This window comes from Streptococcus suis (assembly GCF_016775005.1).
GTDB classification, from domain to species: Bacteria; Bacillota; Bacilli; order Lactobacillales; family Streptococcaceae; genus Streptococcus; species Streptococcus suivaginalis.
In genome coordinates this window covers 12,179-34,709 of the sequence record NZ_JAEUXI010000005.1, presented here as the reverse complement: position 1 = coordinate 34,709, position 22,531 = coordinate 12,179, and the positions used below count along the sequence as shown (strand labels likewise).

Sequence of the window (22,531 nt, the reverse complement as noted above, 5' to 3'; positions counted from 1 at the left end):
ATCATATTCTGAAATAAAGCGCTTCCGTATTTGTAAGATAATTGTAACGTAAACGTTTCCATTTGTCAACTCTTTTACGGAATAATTCGTCAACTTTTACGTAATTCTTTTGAAAAAGCTATAAAACTGACGATTATTCCTAAATATGTTAAACTAGTGATAGAAGAGTTGAGGAGTCACCATGAGTAAATATAAAAAAGTCTACGCAGACATCAAGGAAAAAATTGAACAAAATATCTGGCAGGCCAATCAAGAGATGCCAACCGAAAATGAGCTAATGGACATCTACTCCTATTCCAAGGATACTATCCGCAAGGCACTTTCGCTATTAGAAATGGATGGCTATATTCAAAAGCGTCAGGGGAGAAATTCCATTATCTTAGACCACAACCTGGTCAGAAAACCGTATGTGTCTGAATTGAAGACCGTTAGCGAACTCAACCGCTTTGCTCACCATCAAGTCCAGACCCAACTGACCAATCTCTACATCGTACAAGGCCAGCCAGAAGTCATGAAGGAATTGGAAGTGGATGAAAAGACAGATCTATACCGTGTCAGCCGCGTTCGGACTATTGACGGAGAACGATTAGAGTATGAGATTTCCTACTTTGACCGCAGGATTGTTCCCTATCTCAGCAAGGAAATCGCTGAAAAATCGATTTATCAGTATCTAGAATCAGACCTGGGCTTAGGAATCTCTCATTCACGCCGGGAAATTTCCTTCCGCTTTGCTACGGAGGAAGAAAAATCCTTGCTTGATCTGGCTGGCTACGACATGGTGGTTTCCGTCACCAGTACCACCTATCTGGCAGACGGCCGTCCTTTTCAGTACGGAACCATCACCTATCGACCAGATAAGGTTACCTTTGTTTCAATGGCCAAACGGTAAAAAATGAAAAATACAAAAAAGAATGTTCCCACTCAGGAACATTCTTTTCAATTTAGGAGAGCAAAAGTATTAGTTTGAATGCCAAATATCTTGGTTGTACTGTTCAATAGTACGGTCAGATGAGAAGAATCCTGCTTTGGCGATGTTGTGAACAACTTTCTTGTTCCAAGATTCTTGATCTTCGTAGTCTGCAAAGACTTGCTCTTTGACTTCAATGTACTCCGCCAAGTCAATCAAGGTCATGAACCAGTCTTTAGAGATCAATTCATGGTGCAGGCGACCAAGACGCTCATCATTTCCAAGTGCACGGATTTCATCGCTGACGATGAAGTCAACCGCACGTTTGATATTAGCATCGCCATTGTAGTAGTCCGCAGATACGTAACCAGCCTTGTCGTACAAGTCGATAATGGTATCTGAGTCCTTACCAAATGTATAGATATTGTCCATGCCAGCCAACTCTGCAATCTCAACGTTTGCACCGTCCATAGTACCAAGCGTCAAGGCACCGTTGAGCATGAATTTCATGTTACCAGTACCTGATGCTTCTTTAGAAGCCAATGAGATTTGCTCAGAAATATCTGTCGCAGGGATGAGTTTTTCAGCAACCGTTACGTTGTAGTTTTCTACCAAGTGAACGTTGAGGTACTTGCTGACTTCTGGATCATTGTTGATCAACTCAGACAAGCAGAGGATCAAGTGAATGATGTCTTGGGCAATCACATAAGCTGGAGCTGCCTTACCACCGAAGATAACAGTGATTTTACGTTTTGGCAGGTTGCCGTTCTTGATTTCAAGATACTTGTGAATGACATACAAGGCATTCATCTGTTGGCGTTTGTACTCGTGGAAACGTTTGATTTGTGTATCGATGATAGAGTTTTCGTCCAATTCGATACCCTTGTTATCTTTGAGGTAACGTTTGAGGGCCAACTTGTTGTTGTGTTTGATTTCCGCCAACTTAGCATGAACTTCCTTGTCATCTGCAAAGGCAAGCAATTTTTCAAGCTTGGTCGCATCTGTCAAATACTCATCGCCAATCAATTCCTTGATGTAGTCTGCAAGGTCTTGGTTAGCAAATTCCAACCAACGACGGAAGGTGATACCGTTTGTCTTGTTGTTGAATTTTTCTGGGTAAAGCTCGTAGAAACCTTTCAACTCAGAGTTTTTCAAGATTTCAGTGTGGAGAGCCGCAACCCCGTTGACAGAGTTTGAGAAGTGGATATCCATGTGAGCCATGTGCACACGACCAGACTCGTCGATGATGTGAAGGGCAACATCCGCTACTTCCTTAGCCACCAAGGCATCCAATTCCTTGATGATGTCTACCAAGTGAGGCACCACTTCTTCCAAGAATGACAACGGCCATTTTTCAAGAGCTTCTGCCAAGATAGTGTGGTTGGTGTAACCAGTCATGTTCTTAACGATAGCCACTGCTTCTGCAAATTCCAAACCGTGTTTTTCAGTCAAAAGACGAATCAATTCTGGAATCACAAGTGAAGGGTGGGTATCGTTGATTTGAACATAGGCATAGTCTGCTAAGTCACGCACATTTGAGCCACGGTCAATCGCTTCGTCAATCAAGAGCTGGGCAGCGTTTGATACCATGAAGTATTGTTGGTAAATGCGGAGCAATTCACCGTTCTTGTCTGAATCATCTGGGTACAAGAAGAGGGTCAAGTTTTCTTGAATAGCCGTCTTGTCAAACGTGATACCATTGTCAATCAAGCCGTAGTTGACAGACTGGATATCAAACAAGTTGAGGTAGTTTTTAGTATCCTTCTTGTAGCCAAGGATGTCCAAACGGTCCAACTTAGAAGTCAATGTAAAGTTTTTGAATGGTACATCGTAGCTGATTGTCGTTGGAATCAACCAAGAATCATTTTCAATCCAGAAGTTTGGCTCTGCATCTTGTTGGTTGTCCTTGAAGACTTGCTTGAAGAGACCGCAGTGGTAGTTGAGACCAACACCCTCTCCGTTGATACCAAGTGTTGACATAGAGTCCACAAAGCATGATGCCAAACGGCCAAGACCACCGTTACCAAGCGATGGCTCTGGTTCAACGTCTTCAACCTGTGCCAAAGACTTGCCAGCTGCTGCCAATTCTGCCTGAATGTCCTTGTAAACACCCAAGTTAATCAAGTTGTTTGACAAGAGTTTACCGATAAGGAACTCTGCCGAGATGTAGTAAACCTTGCGTTTACCAGTGTTTTTTGGCATATCTGCCGCTGACAATTTGACATAGTTGAGCAACTGAAGATAGATTTCTTCGTTGGTCATGTCGACTAATTTCTTGTTGGCTTTGCTTTCTGCAAATGTTGTAAAGTTAATCATGGTTTTCATTTCCTCGTTGATATAATGTTGTCATTTTGACTAAGAAGTCTTTGCGTTCCTGGGTTAAATCTTCAGCTTTCATTCGCCATTCCCAGTTGCCTCCGACAGTTGAAGGCATGTTCATGCGGCTTTCTTCGCCCAAGTCAAGAACATCTTGCATGGTCGCAATAGCTGTGTCGCTGACAGTAGCAAAGAGTGTTCGAAGCATGGCTTGAGTCACTGGCTCAATCGGCTTTCTGTTGGTATAGGCATCTACAAACTCCTGTTGTTCAGGCTCTAGATTGTTATACCAACCATTGACCACCTCGTTATCGTGTGTGCCTGTGTAGGCGATAGAGTTTGGTACGCAACGGTGTGGGATGTCAATGCTCTGTCCAGTCACATCGAAGAAGCCAAATTCTAGGATTTTCATACCAGGGTAGCCGCAATCTGCAAGCAACTTACGAGCCTTGGCATCAATATTTCCTAGATCCTCTGCAATAATTGGCAAGTCGCCAAGGGTTTCTTTGACCGCCTTGAAGAGATTGTAGCCTGGACCTGGCTCCCAGGTACCAACTTTAGCTACTTCAGCATCTCCTGCTACCTGCCAGTAATCTGAGAATCCTTTGAAGTGGTCAATTCTCAAGACATCATAAAGTTTGAAGCTCTCGTGAATACGGTAAATCCACCAGTTGTAGCCAGTTTTTTCATGCTGCTCCCAATCGTAGAGTGGGTTGCCCCAAAGCTGGCCATCTGCTGAGAAGTTATCTGCTGGCACACCTGCCACATAAAGCGGCTTGCGCTCGCTATCTAATTTGAAGAGCTGTGGCTTGGTCCAAACTTCCACACTATCGGCAGAGACATAAATCGGCATGTCTCCGATAATCTTAATGTGGTTTTGATTGGCATATTCTTTTAGCTGTTTCCACTGGCTAAAGAAGAAATATTGAGTGACTTTAAAGTAATCAATTTGGTCTGCCAATTCCAAGCGGTATTTTTCAAGGGCTTCTTCATTTCGAGCAACAACTTTCTTGTCATCCCACTCTTGTAGGGCCTTGTTGCCAAAGTGTTCTTTAATAGCCATAAATTCTGCATAGTCATTTAACCATGACGAATTGGCTTTTTCAAACTCTTGAAAGGCTGCTTTACGCTTGTCATCGCTCAAGAAGTTTTTAACGGCTCTTTCCAAAATCGGACGGCGAGCCTCATAGATCAAGGCGTAGTCTACTTTTTCTGGATTGTCCCCAAATTTCACATCTTGGTAGTCAAAGTTGGCCAATAAATCTTCTTCTGCCAACAAATCAAAATCAATTAAATGGGTATTTCCTGCAATGGCAGAAAATGATTGATAAGGCGAATCTCCGTAACTTGTCGTTGTAAGTGGGAGAAGCTGCCAGTAGGTCTGCTTGGTTTCTACCAAGAAATCTACAAAGTCATAGGCAGGCTTTCCAAAAGTACCGATACCAAACTTGCCTGGAAGTGAGGTGATATGCATTAAAATTCCACTGGTACGATTTGCCATCATGAAATCTTCCTTTCTTTCGAATACATTGATAGTTTAACGCAAACGTTTGCACTTGTCAAGGATTTCGAGAAAAAAGTTTCAATCGGTACTTAAAATCCTTATATTATCGCCTTTGTTAACGCCTAACAAAAAAGAAAATCTGAAAGATTTTTCTCAGATTTTCTATATTATTCTATAATTTTAAGAAAAGGTTTGCTCGCTGATTTGAATCTCATTTTCCACCACATCAGCCAACAAGTTTGTCACATCTAGGTGGTCCAGATAGTAATCTGTTACCTTGTCTCGAATCTGATTTTCAATCACACGGCGCAGAGGACGAGCTCCCATGGCCTGGTCATAACCTTCTTCCATCAAGAAGTCTTTGGCAGCCTCGGTCACTTCCAAGTGAATACCTTTTTTAGCTAGGGTCTTATTGACCTGGGCTAACATCAAATCTACAATTGCCTTGAGGTCTGCTTTGCCCAAGTGTTTGAATTCGATAACTGCGTTGAAACGGTTAAGGAACTCCGGACGGAAGAATGGTGCGATGCGGTCCATGATGTCTTGATTTTCTTCACCTTCTGCCATTCCATAACCAAAACCAGCATTTGAAGTCGCGATGACAAGGGTATTTTTGAAGTTGACTTGGTTGCCCTGTCCGTCTGTCAAATGACCATCATCTAGCACTTGCAAAAGGAGGGTAATCACTTGTGGATCTGCTTTTTCGATCTCATCCAATAGGACAATGGAGTACGGATTGCGGCGGACACGTTCGGTAAGAGTATGGGAATTGTCATCATAACCAACATAACCAGCTGTGGTACCGATTAATTTGGAAACAGCTGTCCGATCGCTGTATTCAGACATATCCAAACGAATAATGGCATCCTTGTTACCAAACAAGTCTTGCGCTAACTGTTTTGCCAACTCTGTCTTACCCACACCTGTCGGACCGACAAAAAGGAAGGAACCAATCGGGCGGTTTCCGTCATCAAAACCTGCACGATTCCGACGAATGGCACGAGATACAGCTTCCACCGCACCGTCTTGACCGATAACGTTAGCTGCCAGACGATTTTTCAATTCCTTGAGTCGTTCAATGTCAGAAGCTCCCATTTGTGAGACTGGGATCCCTGTCATTCGCTCAACTGCCTGAGCCACATCATTAACAGTTGCTACCACTTTCTGTTGCTCTGTATGAGTGTCAATCTGTTTTTGTAGCTTATCAATACGGACTTTTTCATTCAAGGCTTTTTCATATTCCTCTTTTTCAGCCGCCTCCAACTGCAACTGTTTTGCCTCAGCCATTTCTGCTTCTAAGGTCTGAATATCTGTCACAGGATGTTGAGCAGCCAAGTGAGCAGCGGTCACATCGATCAGGTCAATAGCCTTATCAGGCAAGCTACGTTGTGGAATATATTGGACAGAATAATCAACCGCAGCTCTCAAAACCTCATCTGGCAATTCAATATTGTGGTGGGCTTCATAAAGCGGCTTAATCCCTTTCAAAATCTGGTAGGTATCTTCTGCGGACGGAGCATGGACCTTGACTTCATTGAAACGACGAGCCAAGGCAGCATTCTTGTGAATAGTATTGCGATATTCGTCCTGTGTAGTCGCACCGATAACAGTTAACTCTCCACGGGAAAGAGCTGGTTTGAGAATATCTGCTAAGCCCTTGGAACCTGAGTCTCCACCAGTGCTACCAGCTCCCAAAATCTGATGAATTTCATCAAAGAAGAGAATGATATTGCCGGCTTTTTTGACTTCATCCACAAGATTCTGCACATTTTCCTCAAAAGCTCCACGATACTGAGTCCCAGCTTCCAAGCCTGAAATGTCGATGGAGATAATTTCCTTGTTCTTAATGGCTGCTGGCACATCACCATTGACAATGGCCTGAGCCAAACCTTCTACTACCGCAGTTTTACCAACACCCGCATCACCGACCAAAACAGGATTATTTTTCGTACGGCGAGCCAAAATTTCCGCTGTTTCTTGGATTTCCTTGTTTCGTCCAATGACTGGATCCAACTTCCCTTCACGCGCATCTTGTGTCAAATTGCGACCAAGTTTTGCCAGAATTCCGTCTGACTTTATCTGACCTTTAACCTGGGTTTGAGCCACTTCTTCTGTCTGTGGCAGGCGACCAGTCTGACGGTAAATGGCAAATTCCTCCGGTGTTACTTCACGCCCATTGATAGAATAACGGCGACGTTCTGTACTGTAACCTCCCATGTTGCCCATGAGTTGATTGAAAATATCGTCCATATTGTTAAAATTATTGAAATTGTTGTTCATAGTAGTTACCTCTTTTAAGTTTTGTTTGTTTTTGACGTTTACTGACCTTTGTTTTAAAAAAATAGTTAGTAGGGTATAATCCTGTCTTTCATATTAACCTCCTTAGAAGTTTGTCTTTTACTGACCAATAGGTTCAAGAGTAAGTCAAACCCTTCTCGTTTGACCTAAACTGATCTTTTGTTCAAAGAATTCGTAAGGTCCTTTACCTTACGAATCTTATTTTACATCATTGGTCAGTAAAAGTCAATAGTTTAGTTTGACCTTTTTTGACTTTTTGATATAGTCTTTTAGTTTACTTTTAGTACTAGCTCTAAAGGTTTGGGGAACCTTTGGAGGTGGGAAATAGAGCGAACAAAGTTCGCATCAAAAGCCGCAGACATAACTCAATGCTTTCTTGTTTCTAGGCATTGACTTGAAACAGTCCCCCAGACTGTTTCAATCAGGCAAGGTGAGTTCAAATAATGATGAAATTATTTGAAGTTGGAGATAAGGAAACGAAGTTTCATCATTCGTCGACGTAATAAAAGATAAACTAAACGACGATAAAAAATCTACCTGACGGTAGATTCGGTAACTACTAGATGATAATCCCTTCCAAATGATCTAGTTCATGCTGAACAATCTGAGCTTGGAAGTCTGTCAGCTTTAGGCTCTGCCTTTTCCATGAAGCATCAAAGAACTCCACTTCAATCTCCTGATAGCGTGTCGTCGGGCGAGTACCTTCCAGCGACAGGCAGCCCTCCTCTGTCTGATAGGGCTTGGCCTTGCTGATGAGGACAGGATTGTACATGACCAGGTTGGTGAAACCCATGTTGACGATGATAATCCGCTTTTTGACGCCAATCATGTTGGCCGCCATGCCCACACAAGCGTGAGCATTGGCTACTAAAGTGTCTTGCAAATCCTGACCGACCTGCACATCTAGCTGAGTCGCAGGTTCAGATTTCTGTTGCAGGAAGAAAATATCCTTCATAATAGGTTGAATCATGGGGTGTCTCCTTATTTTCTAGCTTCATCTAGTATACCAAAAAAAGCCTAGTTCTCACTAGACTTCTTTCGTTTATTCTTTGCAATAAATCGCAATAGCTTGACTGACAAAGGCTGCTGTTCCTAGTCCACCTGCTCGGTCAATGTTGGCTGAAAATCGCTCGTCCTCAACATACATAAGACCTAGATTTTGTAAGATTTCCTTGGTACAGGTGTAGAAATTTTCCGTGATATAGACCTGCAAGTTCGCTACCTGAGCCTGCACATCTGGATGATCGGCTTCCAAGCTCTGCATTTTTCCAAAAACCTCAAAAATAGCCTGCATCTCTTGGGCAAACAAGTGGTCCTTGCTAGCATCGTAGCGCTCTTCAAATTCGGCATAGGCCGCTGTCTGTCCCCACCGCTCCTTGGCCTCCACCTTGTAGGCTTCTAGTTGACTGCTGTCAAATGCGTGAAAATCCATGACTTCTCCTCCTTTTTCTGTGAGCAATCTGGCGTGATTGATGATGCGATCCAGCCGTTCCCTTTTGAGCTCTAAAAGGGTGATATGGTCCCGCAAGACCTGCTGACGATTGACTTCCGTCACGTCCAGAAGCTGCTGAATGTCTTTGAGAGGAAAATCCAACTCACGAAATAAGAGAATTTCTTGCAGACGAGCCAAATTCTCCTGATTATAGTAGCGATAACCATTTTCAGCCACAAATGCTGGTTTGAGCAAACCAATCTGGTCATAGTGGTGCAAGGTCCTCACCGTCAATCCTGTCAACCGACTGACCTGCTTAACCGTCCAATTTTCGCTCATAGAAATCTCCTCTCTATGCCCAGTATAAGGGATAACGTAAGGTGAGAGTCAAGAATTTTATCAAAAAACTTTTACATCTCACTCCACCCTCACCGGCACGCGCCCGTAGGTCTGCTCTGCTATTGCGTTAGCGCCCAATTGATAGACTGCATCCGCCTGCTGGGTCAGGCTGTCCCAGGGCTCTTTTCCGATCCGCGTCACCAAGCCCACTCGCAACTTGACGGTCTTGAGATAGGCCTGGCCTCGAGCTGAAAAGCCTAGGACATGGACTGCTTCTGGCAAGGGAGTTTCCACCGCATTGACCAAGATGTAGGTCAGCACTCGCCGCACTCTCGCCTTGGTGTAGCGCTTGGTCGCAACGGCATCCACTAACTCCTCCACGGTCGCTACGCTCCCAATGGCAGAGCGGATACGGCTGGCTAGTTCTTCGTTGACCTGAAAGACCTGACTGAGATCTCGGTGGGTCGCAATCTGGTAGCGGAGCAGGGGAAAATAATTTCTCCAGCTTACCTTGGTCGCCTCTTCAAAGAGACTGGCAGACGGTAAAAAGTCACGTACCAAGTCCAACTGGTCAGCACCCTTTCGGATAGCCGTCGCCGAGGCGTAGGTCGTTTCCACCTCTTCCGAGTGAAAACCAGCCCCCTGCCGCTGAACTGGACCGAGCTGAATACCTGTCCCAGCCACCGCCTTAGCGTAAGCCAAGCCCAGAATATGATTGGGCGTATCACCTGTGAAGGTCAGCCCAGCAAACTCCTGCCACATGGCCTGGGTCTTCTGTGGATAAGAGAGACTATCTGGCAAGTTTTTCACAAAATTTTCCATCTCTTCCGACTTATCCACATAAATATCCGCAATTTTCTGGTAATCCAGTATTTCTTCCGTACCGAAAACCAGTTTTTCCACACCCAGTTTGTGTAAAATACTGATTGCTCCCTTGGCAAAATGGTCAGCCGACTGGACCGACACTAAAAAGGGCATCTCAACAACAAGATCTGCCCCGTGTTCCAAAGCCATCTGAGCCCGTGTCCACTTATCAACAATGGCTGGCTCACCCCGTTGCATAAAATTGCCAGACATAACCACGATTTTCAATCCTTCCGCCTGGTCCAGCAGGTATTTATGCCCCGTGTGAAAGGGATTGTATTCTGCAATAATCCCTGAAATCATGCCTTGACCGCCTTGAAAAACCACCGCTGGCTGGTTTCTGTCGGAGCTTGATCTTCAAAGTCCGCAAAGACTTCCACAGATGTAAAACCAGCTTGTTTCAAACATTCCACATAGGTTTCAATCGGATAGGTCCGCTCTTCATGAACTTCATCCCGACGAATAAACCGCTCCTCTTGGCTGTCCTCATCTTTGACAAAGAAGGTCAATTCGTGAACAATGGAATGCTCATGCTCACCTTCATAGGTGTCCCAGACAAAGGCAAAATCCTCGTAGTTTTCATGGTAGCTATAGCCTGCAAATACTTCTTCCATTTGATAGATGGAGTGAACGTCAAAAAGGAAAGTACCACCTTGATTGAGAACAGAGTGAACTCCTTCAAAGACCCGCAAAACAGCTTCTTGGTCCGACATATAGCACAGACTGTCCGAGTAACAGGTTACCGCATCGAAATCTCCAACACCTTCCAGAGCCATCATATCTGCTTGGGCCAACTCCATCATGACACCAGCAGCCTCTGCTTTCTTCTGAGCCAATTCCAACATTTCATAGGACAGGTCAAGCCCTGTCACCTCATAACCCTTTTGAGCAAAACGCACAGCCTGAATCCCTGTCCCACAGGCCAATTCTAAAATTGTCTTGGTGTCTTGTGGCAAGTTCCGCAAGCTAAAATCTGTCCATTTATCATACAAGCTGTCATCCATGATTTCATCATAGACCGCCGCAAAGGTTTCATAAGTCGCCATATTTTCCCATTTTTCCTTTCATAAAAAGGGAGCAGGAAAGAACTCCTCAAATCAAAAGAGTTCGTATTCCTGCCCCCGCACAGTTGATTAGGTCAGATTTGGAGTGGGAAGCACGAACAAAGCTGCCAATCAACCACTGCGCTGAGATGTTGACTCAAGTTTCGAATAGTGCACCCAAATCAAAATCTGTTTTCATATTTATTCAAGAAGTCTATAACTTCTAATCACATAATAGTGAACTCATTTTGGTCACTTTCGAGTTTTAGGGTGACCAGCTGAAACAGTTCCCCGAACTGTTTCACTATTCCACTTCTAAAAGTTCTACGACTTCCAGAAAGCTGCCTTCGTGCCATAATTTTTCGAGGTTGTAGAGGTCACGCATTTCTTCTGAGAAGATATGAACGACTACGCCTCCAAGGTCCAATAGGACCCAGCCACCGTTACTATCGCCTTCTACACGGCTACCCTTGATCCCAACTTCCGCTACCTTTTCACGGATGTTTTCCGCAATAGCCTCCAACTGGCGACTGTTCATGGAACTTGCAATCACAAAGTAGTCTGTCAGGCTGGTCACACCTTGAACATCAATTACAACAAGGTCCTCAGCTCGCTTGTCATCAGCAGCCTGGACCACAACTTTTACTAAATCTAGTTCTTTCATCTTATCCTCTAATTATATTTTCTAATTTATCCACCTGGCCAAAATTCCAAGACCAGATGTTTTGGTAGTGGTCAATCAAGTCCTTGGCATCCAATTTTCCTGAATAACCTGTCGTCGTTCCGTCCTGAATCACAGCTACCTTGTAACCTAGTTCAAAGGCTACTTTAATCGTCGTGTCAATGCAAAAATTTGTCGCCATTCCCATGATGATGAGCTGCTCAATTCCCTTTTCCTGCAAATAAGCATGAAGCCCCGCTTCCTTGAAGGCGCTATTGAAGGTCTTATCGAAAATCTTCTCACTAGCTAAGGGGGCAACAGTTGAGTGAATCTCCCAGCCAGCAGTCCCCTTGACCAATTCCTCGTCATTTTGAAGGACATAGATAATCTCTATACCCGCTTGACGAGCTTTTGTGATGCTATCTTGCCAGAGGGCTAATCGCTCTTCAATGGCATAAGGTTTTTCCTCCACTAGGAGGTTTTGAATGTCAATGACTAACAATGCAGATTTCAAAACTTGACCCCAGGCGTTTCCAAACGGAACACCAATTCCCTTTCTTCTTCAAGATCTAAGACAAATCCATTTTTCTCCAAGAGTCTTGCCATCTTTTGGTTGCCCTTGACATAGGCGACAATCAAATGATTGCAGACAGGGTGAGCTCTTGCTTGATCAATCACGACTTCCAAAGCAGCCTGACCATAGCCTTTCCTCTGAAATTCTTGACCAATCATAAACCGCCAGAGCATATATTGCTGGATGTCCTCATCAATGTCAATCAGGGCGAAGCCAACAACCTGCTCATCTGCCCAGATGGCATAGGGAGGCAAGGTTCTAGTGCAAGTACACTTCTCAAAGTTTGAGTCAACATCTCAGCGCAGTGGTTGATTGGCAGCTTTGTTCGTGCTACACACTCCAAATCTGACCTAATCAACTGTGCGGGGGTGGGAAAACGAACTCTTTTAGAACCCGTCGAGTTCTTTCCCACTCCCATTCTCTCTGTATAGCCAGGCATCCGCCAAGGAACGCACGTTGGGAGCCACGAAGCCCTTATCTGCCTCGGCTACTGTCAAGTCCAAGACAGCTTGATAGGAGCTTTCATCCACAGGTTTTAATGCAATCATTCCTACTCCTTCAACAAAGCAACATATCCATTATAAGTTTCCAAGGTTTGTGGATAAATGGGAACCCCCTTCTTGGCCAAGTAGGAAATGGTTTGGGCAGTTTCAAAGGCTACTGCCTTGTCCAAAGACTCTTTTGCAATTCGTCGCGCCTCGTCCACCCCAGGAAAATCCCGATTGGGTTCGATGTAGTCCGCCACATAGAGCACCTTGTCCAGCAAGGTCATCTGCCCCGCACCAATGGTGTGTCGTTGAATGGCTTGGAAAATTTCCTCATCTTTCAAGCCAAAATCTTCTGCGATTTTATGGGCCCCAACCACACCGTGCCAGATGTTATTATCCCAGTTAAGCAGGTCCTTGTCCAAATCATACTTGGCAATCAAGTCCAGAAAGACTTGGTCTTCCACTTCTTTGGCATAATCATGCAAAAGCGCTGCCAGACTAGCTTTTTTCGGATCACAGCCGTATTGGTCTGCCAAGGCAAGCGCCGCCTGCTCCACCCCCAAGACATGTTGGAAACGCGCTGGCTTCATAGCTACACGGATTTTTTCCAAAAGAGCCTGACGGTCAAATGTCAAATCTGCTGCAATCATTGGTAAAGTCCCTTTTCTTCGATATAGTCCAGAACTTCATGAGGCACCATAAAATTCGGCACCCGTCCTTGCTTGATAAAGCTCCGCACCATGCTGGAGGAAATGTCCATCAAGGGCACATCTACCCAGATAACAGGATAGGAAGTCCCTGCCTTGTAACGAGGACGCTGGACACCAACAAACTGCACCAACTGGACCAATTCATCAATCCTGTGCCATTTTGGCAGGTAGTCTACCATATCTGCACCGATGATAAAATAATAATCCGTATCAGGATTTTTTTCCTTCAGCAATTTCATGGTGTCGTAGGTATAGCTGACACCTCGGCGTTCCAGTTCAATGGTTTCAATCCCCAAGCCCTCAATACCTGCAATAGCCATCTTGAGCATAGAATAGCGATGGTATTCGTCAATAGTTTCTTTCTTATCCACATGAGGCGGAATGAATTCTGGCATGAGCAAGACTTCATCTAGCTTCAACTGTTGACGGACCTGGTCTGCCACAATCAAATGAGCATTGTGGACAGGATTGAAATTCCCTCCCAGAATCCCCACTTGTTTGCGATTGGTTTCTTTCTTTTCAACCTCTAATTCAACCTTGGTAAAGGGTGTTAAGAGTTCAATAGCCATAGGCTCTCCTTCTTAGATTTCTTTGACCTGTTTGGAAATTTTACGGTTTTCTTTCTTGCTAGATTGTTTGAATAAAATCAGGATGCGACCGATTTTTTGGACCGTATCCACACCGATTTCTTCTTCCAAGATTTCAGCTACCTCGTGGATGTTTTCATCCGTATTTTGTAGCAAGGTCACCTTGATCAATTCACGCGCATCCAGCGCCTGACGAACACTGGTTTTAATCTGGTCATTGAGACCATTTTTCCCAATCTGAATGATGGGTTTGAGACTGTGTGCCTGACTGTTCAAAAAGGCACGTTGTTTTGAAGTTAATGACATCTATTTTTCCTATGTTTCTATAATTTATTGGCTAACAAATGTAACCAGTACTCACATCTAAATAATCGCCTTGCGGATCACCACATCCACACCCTTAGGCGCCCAGGCAGCAATCTTAGCCTTTTCATTGACACGAATCCAACCAAGACCTGAGAAGACCACATCCGTCTTTTCGTTGATGGTAAATTCATGACGAACCAATTCAGGAAATTCTTTCAATTCCTTGCTGGTTGGCGGCACTAAAAGTGAGCCTGCATGTTTCTGGTAAAATTCACTAGCTCCCTGCAGTTTGGTGCGGTGGAGTTGGAGCTCATTGTCAAAGAAGGCCGTAAAGCCTTGGCGTTCGCCAGACACAAAGTCAAATCGTCCTAGACCTGCCAAGAACAAGGTTTGTTCTGGATTGAGCTGGTAGGTCTTTGGCTTGATTTCTTTCCGGGGGCTGATGTACTTAAGGTTTTTAGCCGTCAAATAATGGGCCATCTGGTGACGATGGATAATTCCTGGCGTGTCATAGATGTATGAACCATCATCCAAAGGAATTTCAATCTTATCCAGCGTCGTTCCAGGGAAACGTGAAGTCGTAATGACATCCTTGTCCCCTGTGATTTCTTGGATAATAGCATTGATCAAGGTTGATTTGCCAACGTTGGTCACGCCGACCACATAGACATCCCGTCCCTTGCGGTGCTGTTCAATCTTTTCAATCAAGTCCTTAATAGCCTGCTTGTTTTGGGCTGAAGTCAAGACCACATCAACTGGTCGCATGCCGATTTCATGCGCCCGCTCGGTCAACCACTGAGTGACCTTGCCTGTCTTGACAGACTTGGGTAAAATGTCCTGCTTGTTGCCGACCAAAAGTACATCATTGCCTGAAATAAAGCGAGGCAAACCTGGAATGACTGAGCCATTGAAATCAAAAATATCAATGACATTGACCACCAAGGCATCGCTTTCTCCCACGCTATGGAGAAGTTTCAAGAAATCGTCATCCGAGATATTGACATCTGAAATCTCATTGTAATGGCGCAAACGGAAACAACGTTGGCAGTAGAGTTGCCCTGTTTCCAAGCCTTTTTCTAGGGCTGATTGAGGTGTAAAACCAGCGACTGCCTTGTCTAGCGTCTGAATCTGGGCACCACAGCCGATACAAAATAATTCTTCCACTTACATCTCCCTCTTGTAGTCTATCGCTCCATATTTAGCGATGATTTTCTTCATGGTCCGTCGCTCACGCCAACGGTTAATCTGCGTATTGATCGAATCCGACTGAATCAAGGGCTTGACCAAGACAGACTTGAGCCCTGCCCGTTTTGCCGCCCGAATGTCCGTCATCAACTGATCACCAATCATAATCACTTCATGAGGCTGAACATCGAAGCGTTTTAAGGCTCTGTTAATTCCAAAGGTGAACGGCTTAAGTGCGAAAGCTTCAAACTCAATCCCAAAAGGAGCTACTGCTCGCTTAACCCGCTCATATTTGTTGTTGGAAACCACCACAACGGGAATGCCTGCGTCCTGCAAATCATGTAACCACTGGCGCATCTCTGGCGTACCGTCTGGATTATTCCAAGCAATCAGGGTATTGTCCAAATCGACAAAGACCACCTTGATTCCATGTTTTTTTAAACTATCAACTGTTACATCATAAGCCTTTTCCAAAGCAAAATCTGGCATGTAATTTTCTAAAGTCACTTGATTCTCCACTTCGCGTTATCAGATAATTATATCATTTATTTAGTAAAAATGCGACCACTAGGCCGGTAGCCACTGTAAGAAAAAAATCGCCCCAAAGGGACGATTGTGATTCTTAGTCAGCCTGGGCAAGTACCCAATCTTTCGGAATGAAAATCATATGTGTCAGCAGCCATTCCACATGGAGACTGAGTCTTGAAAATGCAAAACCAATCGCTTCAACACCCGAATCGTCCTGTCCGATTCCAAGCAAGATAGCCGCATGCCCATAGTCTGCATGGCTATCATCAAAAAGACGCCATACCAATCCTTGGTAAATCAGCTCCTTGGCATCATAGAGACTGTAACCATCTTCCTTGTATTCCGAGAAGGCAATACAATCCTTGCCCTGTGGCTCTACTCCTTTTTGCTTGGCAATCTCAATCAGACTGTCGTAGTCATGCTTGTAAAGCCCCGCCTCAATCGATGTTGCCAGACTCTTGGCATAATCCAAAGCTAGGCTGCTCACTTCCACCGCTACACTTCCGAGCGCCTCACGAAGTGGATTGAGCAAGTCTGTAGCATACAAGGCCAACTCTTCCAAAATCTCCTGATCCACAGCTTCAATATCTGCAATCAAGCGCGATTTGTCTGCCTCATTTCCTTGAAAACGATTGGCTTCCAAGCCAAGTTCCCCCAGCTTTTCTAAAGTTGAATCCAGACCAGATTTTCCGTTTTTCAAATACTCAACCAAACCTGCTGCAAATCCTTCTGGTAACTGGATTCCAGTCGATACCACCTCATCTGCTTCGCGGTGATTCAAAACTGTCTGTTTCGTCATATAATCCTCCCCGATAATTACTGACTTTATTGTAACAATTTTCTATCTTTTTGTAAACCCTTTCATATTTTGTCAGAAAATTAAAACAGTTTGACAATCTTATCTAGCCATCAATGGAGAGAATAGAGACAAACATTACCAGAACAAGCGAGTCCCATGGACTTGATCTGGCTCTAGCAAGTCCATTAATTGAGGGAGATTTTCTTTGGTCAAGCCTCCCCCTACTAGGATTTCAATCTTACCACGCGCATAGTCCATGATTTCCTTTAACCATTGCCAGTGCTCCAAGGCAGAGCCACTGATATGGCCTCTGGTCAGGATTCGCTGAAAACCATGGTCAGCTAGCCAATCAATGGCCTCCTTCTGGCGACTTCTAGGAATCAGGTCAAAAGCCATGTGAAAGACCAGTTCGCCCCCATCCGATGCCTCGACCAATTGTTTTAGGACTGGCTCGTCCAGCCAGTTTTCCTCTGTCAGCGCACCGAAAACCAAGCCATCTGAGCCTACTTGTCTGGCTATGCGGCAATCCACCAGCATCATGGCCACCTCCTCAGGGCTGTAATGAAAATTTCCTCCCCTCGGACGAATCATGGTCATGACCGTCGCCTCTTGTTGGTGAGCCAATTGACAGACATACTCCATCACACCATAACTCGGTGTGGTTCCTCCGACTGCCAGGTTATCACAGAGTTCGATCCGTTGACTCCCTAAAGCTAGGGCACATGCAACTTGTTCATGATTCTCAGCACAAAATTCTTTAATCATAAACCCTCCTTTTATTGAAAGCCTTTTCTTTCCATTATATCATAGCACACAAAAAAGAGCAGCCTATTTACTGCCCCTTGTAAAAAGAATATCTTTGATTGAAATCAATAGTACTGCGAAGAGAATTAAGACCATCCCAAGGAAATCAATTGGATAGAAGACCTCATTCACCAACCAAACAGCAAAAAAAACTGAAGCAATGGGCTCAATCGAAGCCAACAAGCTACCATTGACCGGTCCAACCATGCTGACACCCTTGAGAAAGGCGGTATAGGCAAAAATGGTCCCAACACCAACAATTCCCAGTAAGCCCAAGAGAATACCGCCATCCATTACTAGCGGATACTGCCAGGTTTGGAACCCAATGCTTTCAATGATTCCCCCCATCAACATGCCCAGACCAATCACCACTAAACTCCCGTATTGACGAATCAGTCGGGCTGGAAGGATAATGTAGAGCGAATAGGTAAAGGCTGAAAAAATTCCCCAGAACAAGCCAAGCGGTGTAACTGCCAGCTGATCCAGGTGACCATGTGTAGCAATCAGAAAGGTTCCTGACACAGCTAGGACAATCGATAAAACCTCCACCCAGCTTGGCAGTTGCTTCAATCGAATACAGGAATAACCCAAAACCAAAATCGGGCAAAGATATTGTAAGACCGTTGCAGTCCCTGCATTTGTATGGGAGATGGCTTGCAGATAGGCCATCTGATTGAGCACCAAGCCTAGTAAGGCAAAGACCAAGGTCATAAGTAAATCCCTTTTGTGACGGAGCAAGCGAACAAGATCATTTCGTGCCGTCCACCAGGCTATTGTCAGTAAACAAACTCCAGCTATCAGAAGTCGTAGGGAAGTCAGCAACTCAACTGCCAGCCCCCTTGTCATCAAATACTGGCCACTCACCCCCGAAAGCCCCCAAGCAATACCTGCTATAAGGGTAATCAGGGTCCCTTTTTGTTTTTCTGTCATCCTATCTCCTTTTCACAATGCGAATACTCCCATTATACCAAAAGAGTAGGCATGAAGGAAAAAGACAGGACCCCTTCCCTAAGTTCGCGTCAACATCTCAGCGCAGTGGTTGATTGGCTTTAACAGTCCAGTGGACTGTTAAAGGTTGGAGATAAGATTTGCGAAGCAAATCTCAGCAATTCGTGTTTCACACTCCAAATCTGACCTAATCAACTGTGCGGGGGTGGGAGTGAAACAGTCTGGGGATAGACTGTTTCAGCTCAACAACTGGAAATAAGGAATTGTTGACGAACTCTTTTTAGATTGGTCGAGTTCTGTCCCACTCCCACTCTTTGCTGCCATTATTGTTTGAGACCCACAAACTCAATAAATCGCATAAAGGCTGCCTGACCTTCCGGTGTTCGTTTGTAGACACCTGCATCTTCCAAGACGCGGGCAAAAATGTGGCCAACAGAATCTCGAATGACCTCTTCAGCTGTCTCTTCTGTCACAACTGGATATTCTGCTTTTAACCTGTCCGCCCAAGGCTGATGATAAGCTGCCACCTGATTAGCTTGACCGAGTAAGTATTTCTTGACTTCAGCCAATTCTGCTTTCAAGCGTGGAGGCAGAATCGCCAAGCCCATGACCTCAATCAAGCCGATATTTTCTTTCTTGATATGTTGCACATCTGGATGTGGATGATAGATGCCATCTGGAAATTCTTCCGAGGTTTGATTGTCGCGGAGAACCAAATCCAGCTCGTACAAGTCCCCTCGTTTCCGGGCAATCGGGGTGATGGTATGATGGGGAGTTCCATCCGTCTCAGCCTTAATCTGAACGCTAGCATCTGAGTAGCTCCGCCATTTTTCCAAGATCTTAGTCGCTAAACCAAGAAGCGATGGCTTATCTGCGGAGGTCAAGCGGATGACCGACATGGGCCACTTGACAATACCTGCCGAAACGGACTCAAAGCCCTCAAAGACCAGTTGGTGCTCAATTGGAGCCTTTTCCATGGCAAAACTGTGCCGCCCACCCTGATAGTGATTGTGGGTCAAGATGGAGCCACCCGAGATTGGTAAGTCTGAGTTGGAACCGACAAAATAATTTGGAAAGATGTCTAGCAAGTTTAAGAGCTGCTCAAATGTTCGCGAACTAATAACCATCGGCACATGTTCCTGATTTAGGAAAATAGCATGTTCATTGTAGTAAGCATAAGGCGAATACTGGAAGCCCCACTGTTCCTGACCAAGATCCAAGCGGATAATGCGGTGATTGGCGCGTGCAGGGTGATTGATGCGGCCCTGGTAGCCCTCATTTTCCATACAGAGTAGGCACTGAGGGTAATTAGAAGCCTCTGCTAAGCGAGCTGCCGCAATAGCTTTGGGATCCTTCTCAGGTTTAGACAGATTGATGGTAATCTCTAGGTTTCCATAGTCTGTCGGTGTTTGATAATAGATATTTTTGGCAACAGCAGCCACCTTGATGTAGTCATTGCGCTTACTCAAGGCATAAAACTCTGCCACAGCTTGTTCAGGATTTTCCTGATAGGTCTGCCAAAAATCACGATTGACCTGACTCGGACTTGGAGTCATCAAATCCATCAAACAAGCCCCAACCATGTCTTGCTCTTCCAGCAATTCTCCCACAAAACCAGTTCGAACTCCATGAGCCAATAGCTCATCTTTTAATTCAATCAAGTCCTCTAAATCTGTTTGAACTGTTAAAACCTGGTCCCCAACCAAAGCCAAGACCCTATTGCGCAGGTAAAGGGCATCCATTTCCTCAAAACTACTGTTGGCAATGATCTGCTCAACAAAACGATCCACCAATCCTGTCATCATTTCTCCAATCTATTATTAATAATAGTCTTTCAGTTTACTTTTAGTATAAGGCAACGAACTGCAGGCAGTACTGAAGTACGGCAAAGTGAGTTAACGCAGTAATAAAAGATAAAATGAAAGACTATAAGACGCGAGAGCCTCCAGCAATCTCAGCTACATAAAAGCTTGGTTCATAGCCGACCACCTCAGTATAGGTCTTACCAACATTTTCAGTAAAGGCATCAACCTTATCCTTATGGACAATGGCAATACCACAGCCACCAAAACCAGCTCCTGTCATCCGAGCACCAAGAACGCCTTCTTGCTCCCAAGCTGTGTGCGCCAAAGTATCCAATTCCAAACCTGTCACTTCATAATCATGTTCCAAGGAAACATGAGAAGCATTGACCAAACGACCAAAGGTTGCCAAATCTCCTTCTTCCAAGGCCTTACGAGCCTGCAAGGTCCGTTGGTTTTCAAGAACAGCATGGCGGGCACGCTTGATACGGTTTTCATCCTTAATCAAATAGCTATATTGATCAAAGGTCCATTCATCCAATTCTCCCAGAGTTTGAATATTCAAGACTGTATTCAATTCTTCCACCGCTTTTTCACATTCCGCACGGCGCTCATTGTACTTAGAATCTGCCAATTCACGGCGTTTGTTGGTGTTCATGATGACAATCACATGGTCACCCAAATCCAGTGGCACCAATTCATATTCTAAAGTATTGGTATCCAGATAAATGGCACGCTGGTCCGCTCCCATACCGATAGCAAACTGATCCATGATACCAGAATTGACACCGATAAAGTGATTTTCCGTTTGTTTCCCAATTTTCACCAAATCAAGACGCGTCAATTCAAGACCATACAACTCTTCTGCGATGATGCCAATCAAGAGTTCCAAGGAAGCTGATGAAGACAAACCAGAACCATTTGGAATGTTACCGTAGACAAAGACCTCCATACCTGTATCGATAGTGTGACCTGCTTCTTGCAAGAACTTAAGAACACCTTTGGCATAGTTGGTCCAGTTGTCCGCCTTATCAAAGACCAGATTGTTCAAATCCACTTCGATAATTCCAAGTTCTTCAAAGTTTGCGGAATAAAAACGTAGAAGCTGGTCGTCACGTTTGCGAGCAGCACCGTAGGTCCCCAAGGTAATGGCCGCAGGAAAAACATGTCCACCATTGTAGTCCGTATGCTCACCAATCAAATTAATCCGACCTGGTGAGAAGAAAGTCGCATCTGCCTCTTGACCAAACACATCGAGAAAGGCTTGTTTGAGTTGTTCTTTGTTCATAAGAACCTCCTTGATTTTGTAATCGTTTTCTTTTATTGTACAACTCCAATTTTAAAAAGTCAATAGTTTTACTAAATATTTACTAATCAAGCCATTTATGCTATACTAAGACTAGATTCATACGGAGGAAAAACTGATGGTTACCATTAAGGATATCGCAAACAAGGTCCAGCTTTCTGCAGCAGCCGTATCACGCGTTCTAAACGGAGACCTGACTCTCTCGGTCAGCCAAGAAACCCGCGACCGCATTTTGGCTGCTGCAAAAGAACTAGGATACACCAAGCATTTGAAAAAGCAAGCCCCACAACCCAAGGGTACCATCGGTATTGTTCAGTGGTACACCGAGAGCGAAGAGCTAGCCGACCTCTACTACTACTCTATCCGAGCTAGCATCGAGCAAGCCGCTAGCCTCTTGGGCTACCAAATCGTCCGCTCCTTCAACGACCTGGCCAATCCCCTCCTTCAAGGATTGGACGGCATCATCGCGGTTGGTAAATTTTCTTCCGGGCAAATAGCAGAGCTGACCAACTTGTCTCCCAAGCTGATCTTTGTAGATTCTGATACACTGACCGAAGGATTCTCCTGCGTCACAACTGACTTTGAACACTCTGTTCAGACAGTTATCGACCACTTCCGTTCACAAGGTCTGACAGATATTGGACTCCTAGTCGGACAGGAAGAAACCACAGACGGACACCAACTGCCAACAGACCCCCGCCTAACTGCCTTTCGGACCTATCTAGACTCCTTGGGCATGCTCCAAGAAGACTACATCTACCAAGGAAAGTTCTCCACCCAGTCGGGCTATGAGCTGATGAGCCAGGCTATTACCAACCTGGGTGACCAGCTGCCCCCAGCCTTCTTCATGGCAAACGACACTCTAGCTGTCGGTGCCCTTAGAGCCCTTCAAGAGCACCAAATCGCTGTGCCAGAGCGGGTCCAACTCATCACCTTTAACGATACAGCCATCACGCGCCAAGTCTACCCAGCCCTATCTTCTATCAGTGTCTATACCGAAGAAATGGGACAGGAAGCCATGCAGCTGCTGGACCGTGTGATTGCGAGTCCGCAGCTCCACCACCCCCGCAAAATCAAGCTGGGTACCCAACTGGTCATTCGGGAGAGTTCTTATTAAAAGTGCAAAAGAA

Annotated in this window: 23 protein-coding genes; 2 read left to right on the top strand and 21 right to left on the bottom strand. The window is 44.9% G+C overall.

Features of this window, described 5'->3' with window-relative positions; translation table 11 throughout:
* Window positions 1-181 precede the first annotated feature (181 nt).
* Window positions 182-889 carry a UTRA domain-containing protein gene (locus JNG37_RS06540; protein ID WP_158456846.1) on the top strand — a complete coding sequence of 236 codons (708 nt, stop codon included), beginning with the start codon at window positions 182-184 and terminating at the stop codon, window positions 887-889.
* A 69-nt stretch (window positions 890-958) separates the two neighbouring features.
* Here the strand turns inward: JNG37_RS06540 and glgP are convergent, their stop codons facing one another.
* The 21 genes from glgP to JNG37_RS06435 form a co-directional block, all read right to left on the bottom strand.
* Complete coding sequence (gene glgP / locus JNG37_RS06535) at window positions 959-3,223, bottom strand: glycogen/starch/alpha-glucan family phosphorylase (protein WP_158456848.1); 2,265 nt, start codon at window positions 3,221-3,223, stop codon at window positions 959-961.
* On the bottom strand, window positions 3,216-4,724 hold the full coding sequence (malQ, locus tag JNG37_RS06530; RefSeq protein ID WP_158456911.1) for a 4-alpha-glucanotransferase: 1,509 nt from the start codon (window positions 4,722-4,724) through the stop codon (window positions 3,216-3,218). The genes glgP and malQ overlap by 8 nt, the downstream gene beginning before the upstream one ends.
* A gap of 183 nt (window positions 4,725-4,907) precedes the next feature.
* A complete protein-coding gene (locus JNG37_RS06525) occupies window positions 4,908-7,007 on the bottom strand; it encodes an AAA family ATPase (RefSeq protein WP_158456850.1) in 2,100 nt (699 codons plus the stop codon).
* Window positions 7,008-7,584: 577 nt separating this feature from the next.
* Window positions 7,585-7,995, bottom strand: coding sequence for a peptide deformylase (locus JNG37_RS06520; RefSeq protein WP_158456852.1), 411 nt, complete (start codon window positions 7,993-7,995; stop codon window positions 7,585-7,587).
* A 72-nt stretch (window positions 7,996-8,067) separates the two neighbouring features.
* Window positions 8,068-8,796: a MerR family transcriptional regulator gene (locus JNG37_RS06515; protein ID WP_158456854.1), complete on the bottom strand. Its 729-nt coding sequence runs from the start codon at window positions 8,794-8,796 to the stop codon at window positions 8,068-8,070.
* Between the two features lie 78 nt (window positions 8,797-8,874).
* The gene (locus JNG37_RS06510; protein WP_158456913.1) at window positions 8,875-9,963 is read right to left on the bottom strand and encodes a nucleotidyltransferase; all 1,089 of its coding nucleotides are present in this window, start codon (window positions 9,961-9,963) and stop codon (window positions 8,875-8,877) included.
* The gene (locus tag JNG37_RS06505; protein ID WP_158456856.1) at window positions 9,960-10,706 is read right to left on the bottom strand and encodes a class I SAM-dependent DNA methyltransferase; all 747 of its coding nucleotides are present in this window, start codon (window positions 10,704-10,706) and stop codon (window positions 9,960-9,962) included. Before JNG37_RS06505 ends, JNG37_RS06510 begins: the two co-directional genes overlap by 4 nt.
* Window positions 10,707-11,007: 301 nt before the next feature.
* Window positions 11,008-11,367: a ribosome silencing factor gene (rsfS, locus tag JNG37_RS06500; RefSeq protein WP_158456857.1), complete on the bottom strand. Its 360-nt coding sequence runs from the start codon at window positions 11,365-11,367 to the stop codon at window positions 11,008-11,010.
* 1 nt (window position 11,368) lies between these two features.
* The gene (locus JNG37_RS06495) at window positions 11,369-11,878 is read right to left on the bottom strand and encodes a cysteine hydrolase family protein (RefSeq protein WP_158456858.1); all 510 of its coding nucleotides are present in this window, start codon (window positions 11,876-11,878) and stop codon (window positions 11,369-11,371) included.
* A complete protein-coding gene (locus JNG37_RS06490) occupies window positions 11,875-12,192 on the bottom strand; it encodes a GNAT family N-acetyltransferase (protein ID WP_158456859.1) in 318 nt (105 codons plus the stop codon). Before JNG37_RS06490 ends, JNG37_RS06495 begins: the two co-directional genes overlap by 4 nt.
* A gap of 132 nt (window positions 12,193-12,324) precedes the next feature.
* Window positions 12,325-12,486, bottom strand: a complete 162-nt coding sequence (locus JNG37_RS09905; RefSeq protein ID WP_449276439.1) for a hypothetical protein — start codon at window positions 12,484-12,486, stop codon at window positions 12,325-12,327.
* A 2-nt stretch (window positions 12,487-12,488) separates the two neighbouring features.
* Complete coding sequence (gene yqeK, locus JNG37_RS06480) at window positions 12,489-13,076, bottom strand: bis(5'-nucleosyl)-tetraphosphatase (symmetrical) YqeK (protein ID WP_158456860.1); 588 nt, start codon at window positions 13,074-13,076, stop codon at window positions 12,489-12,491.
* On the bottom strand, window positions 13,073-13,705 hold the full coding sequence (locus JNG37_RS06475) for a nicotinate-nucleotide adenylyltransferase (RefSeq protein ID WP_014637492.1): 633 nt from the start codon (window positions 13,703-13,705) through the stop codon (window positions 13,073-13,075). The genes yqeK and JNG37_RS06475 overlap by 4 nt, the downstream gene beginning before the upstream one ends.
* 12 nt (window positions 13,706-13,717) lie before the next feature.
* On the bottom strand, window positions 13,718-14,029 hold the full coding sequence (gene yhbY / locus JNG37_RS06470; RefSeq protein ID WP_004195298.1) for a ribosome assembly RNA-binding protein YhbY: 312 nt from the start codon (window positions 14,027-14,029) through the stop codon (window positions 13,718-13,720).
* Between the two features lie 57 nt (window positions 14,030-14,086).
* Window positions 14,087-15,193, bottom strand: a complete 1,107-nt coding sequence (yqeH, locus tag JNG37_RS06465) for a ribosome biogenesis GTPase YqeH (protein WP_158456862.1) — start codon at window positions 15,191-15,193, stop codon at window positions 14,087-14,089.
* Window positions 15,194-15,721 (bottom strand): YqeG family HAD IIIA-type phosphatase, encoded by a 528-nt coding sequence (locus tag JNG37_RS06460; protein ID WP_158456864.1) that lies wholly within the window; start codon window positions 15,719-15,721, stop codon window positions 15,194-15,196. It lies immediately after the preceding gene.
* 115 nt (window positions 15,722-15,836) lie between these two features.
* Window positions 15,837-16,541, bottom strand: coding sequence for an SEC10/PgrA surface exclusion domain-containing protein (locus JNG37_RS06455; protein WP_158456866.1), 705 nt, complete (start codon window positions 16,539-16,541; stop codon window positions 15,837-15,839).
* 135 nt (window positions 16,542-16,676) lie between these two features.
* Window positions 16,677-17,306: a copper homeostasis protein CutC gene (locus JNG37_RS06450; RefSeq protein ID WP_158456868.1), complete on the bottom strand. Its 630-nt coding sequence runs from the start codon at window positions 17,304-17,306 to the stop codon at window positions 16,677-16,679.
* A gap of 63 nt (window positions 17,307-17,369) precedes the next feature.
* Window positions 17,370-18,275: a DMT family transporter gene (locus JNG37_RS06445; RefSeq protein WP_158456870.1), complete on the bottom strand. Its 906-nt coding sequence runs from the start codon at window positions 18,273-18,275 to the stop codon at window positions 17,370-17,372.
* A 341-nt stretch (window positions 18,276-18,616) separates the two neighbouring features.
* Window positions 18,617-20,098 (bottom strand): UDP-glucose--hexose-1-phosphate uridylyltransferase, encoded by a 1,482-nt coding sequence (gene galT / locus JNG37_RS06440; protein ID WP_158456872.1) that lies wholly within the window; start codon window positions 20,096-20,098, stop codon window positions 18,617-18,619.
* 121 nt (window positions 20,099-20,219) lie between these two features.
* Window positions 20,220-21,383 (bottom strand): galactokinase, encoded by a 1,164-nt coding sequence (locus tag JNG37_RS06435; RefSeq protein ID WP_158456874.1) that lies wholly within the window; start codon window positions 21,381-21,383, stop codon window positions 20,220-20,222.
* Window positions 21,384-21,519: 136 nt separating this feature from the next.
* Here JNG37_RS06435 and JNG37_RS06430 point away from each other — a divergent pair, with 136 nt between their 5' ends.
* On the top strand, window positions 21,520-22,518 hold the full coding sequence (locus JNG37_RS06430; RefSeq protein WP_158456876.1) for a LacI family DNA-binding transcriptional regulator: 999 nt from the start codon (window positions 21,520-21,522) through the stop codon (window positions 22,516-22,518).
* Window positions 22,519-22,531 lie beyond the last annotated feature (13 nt).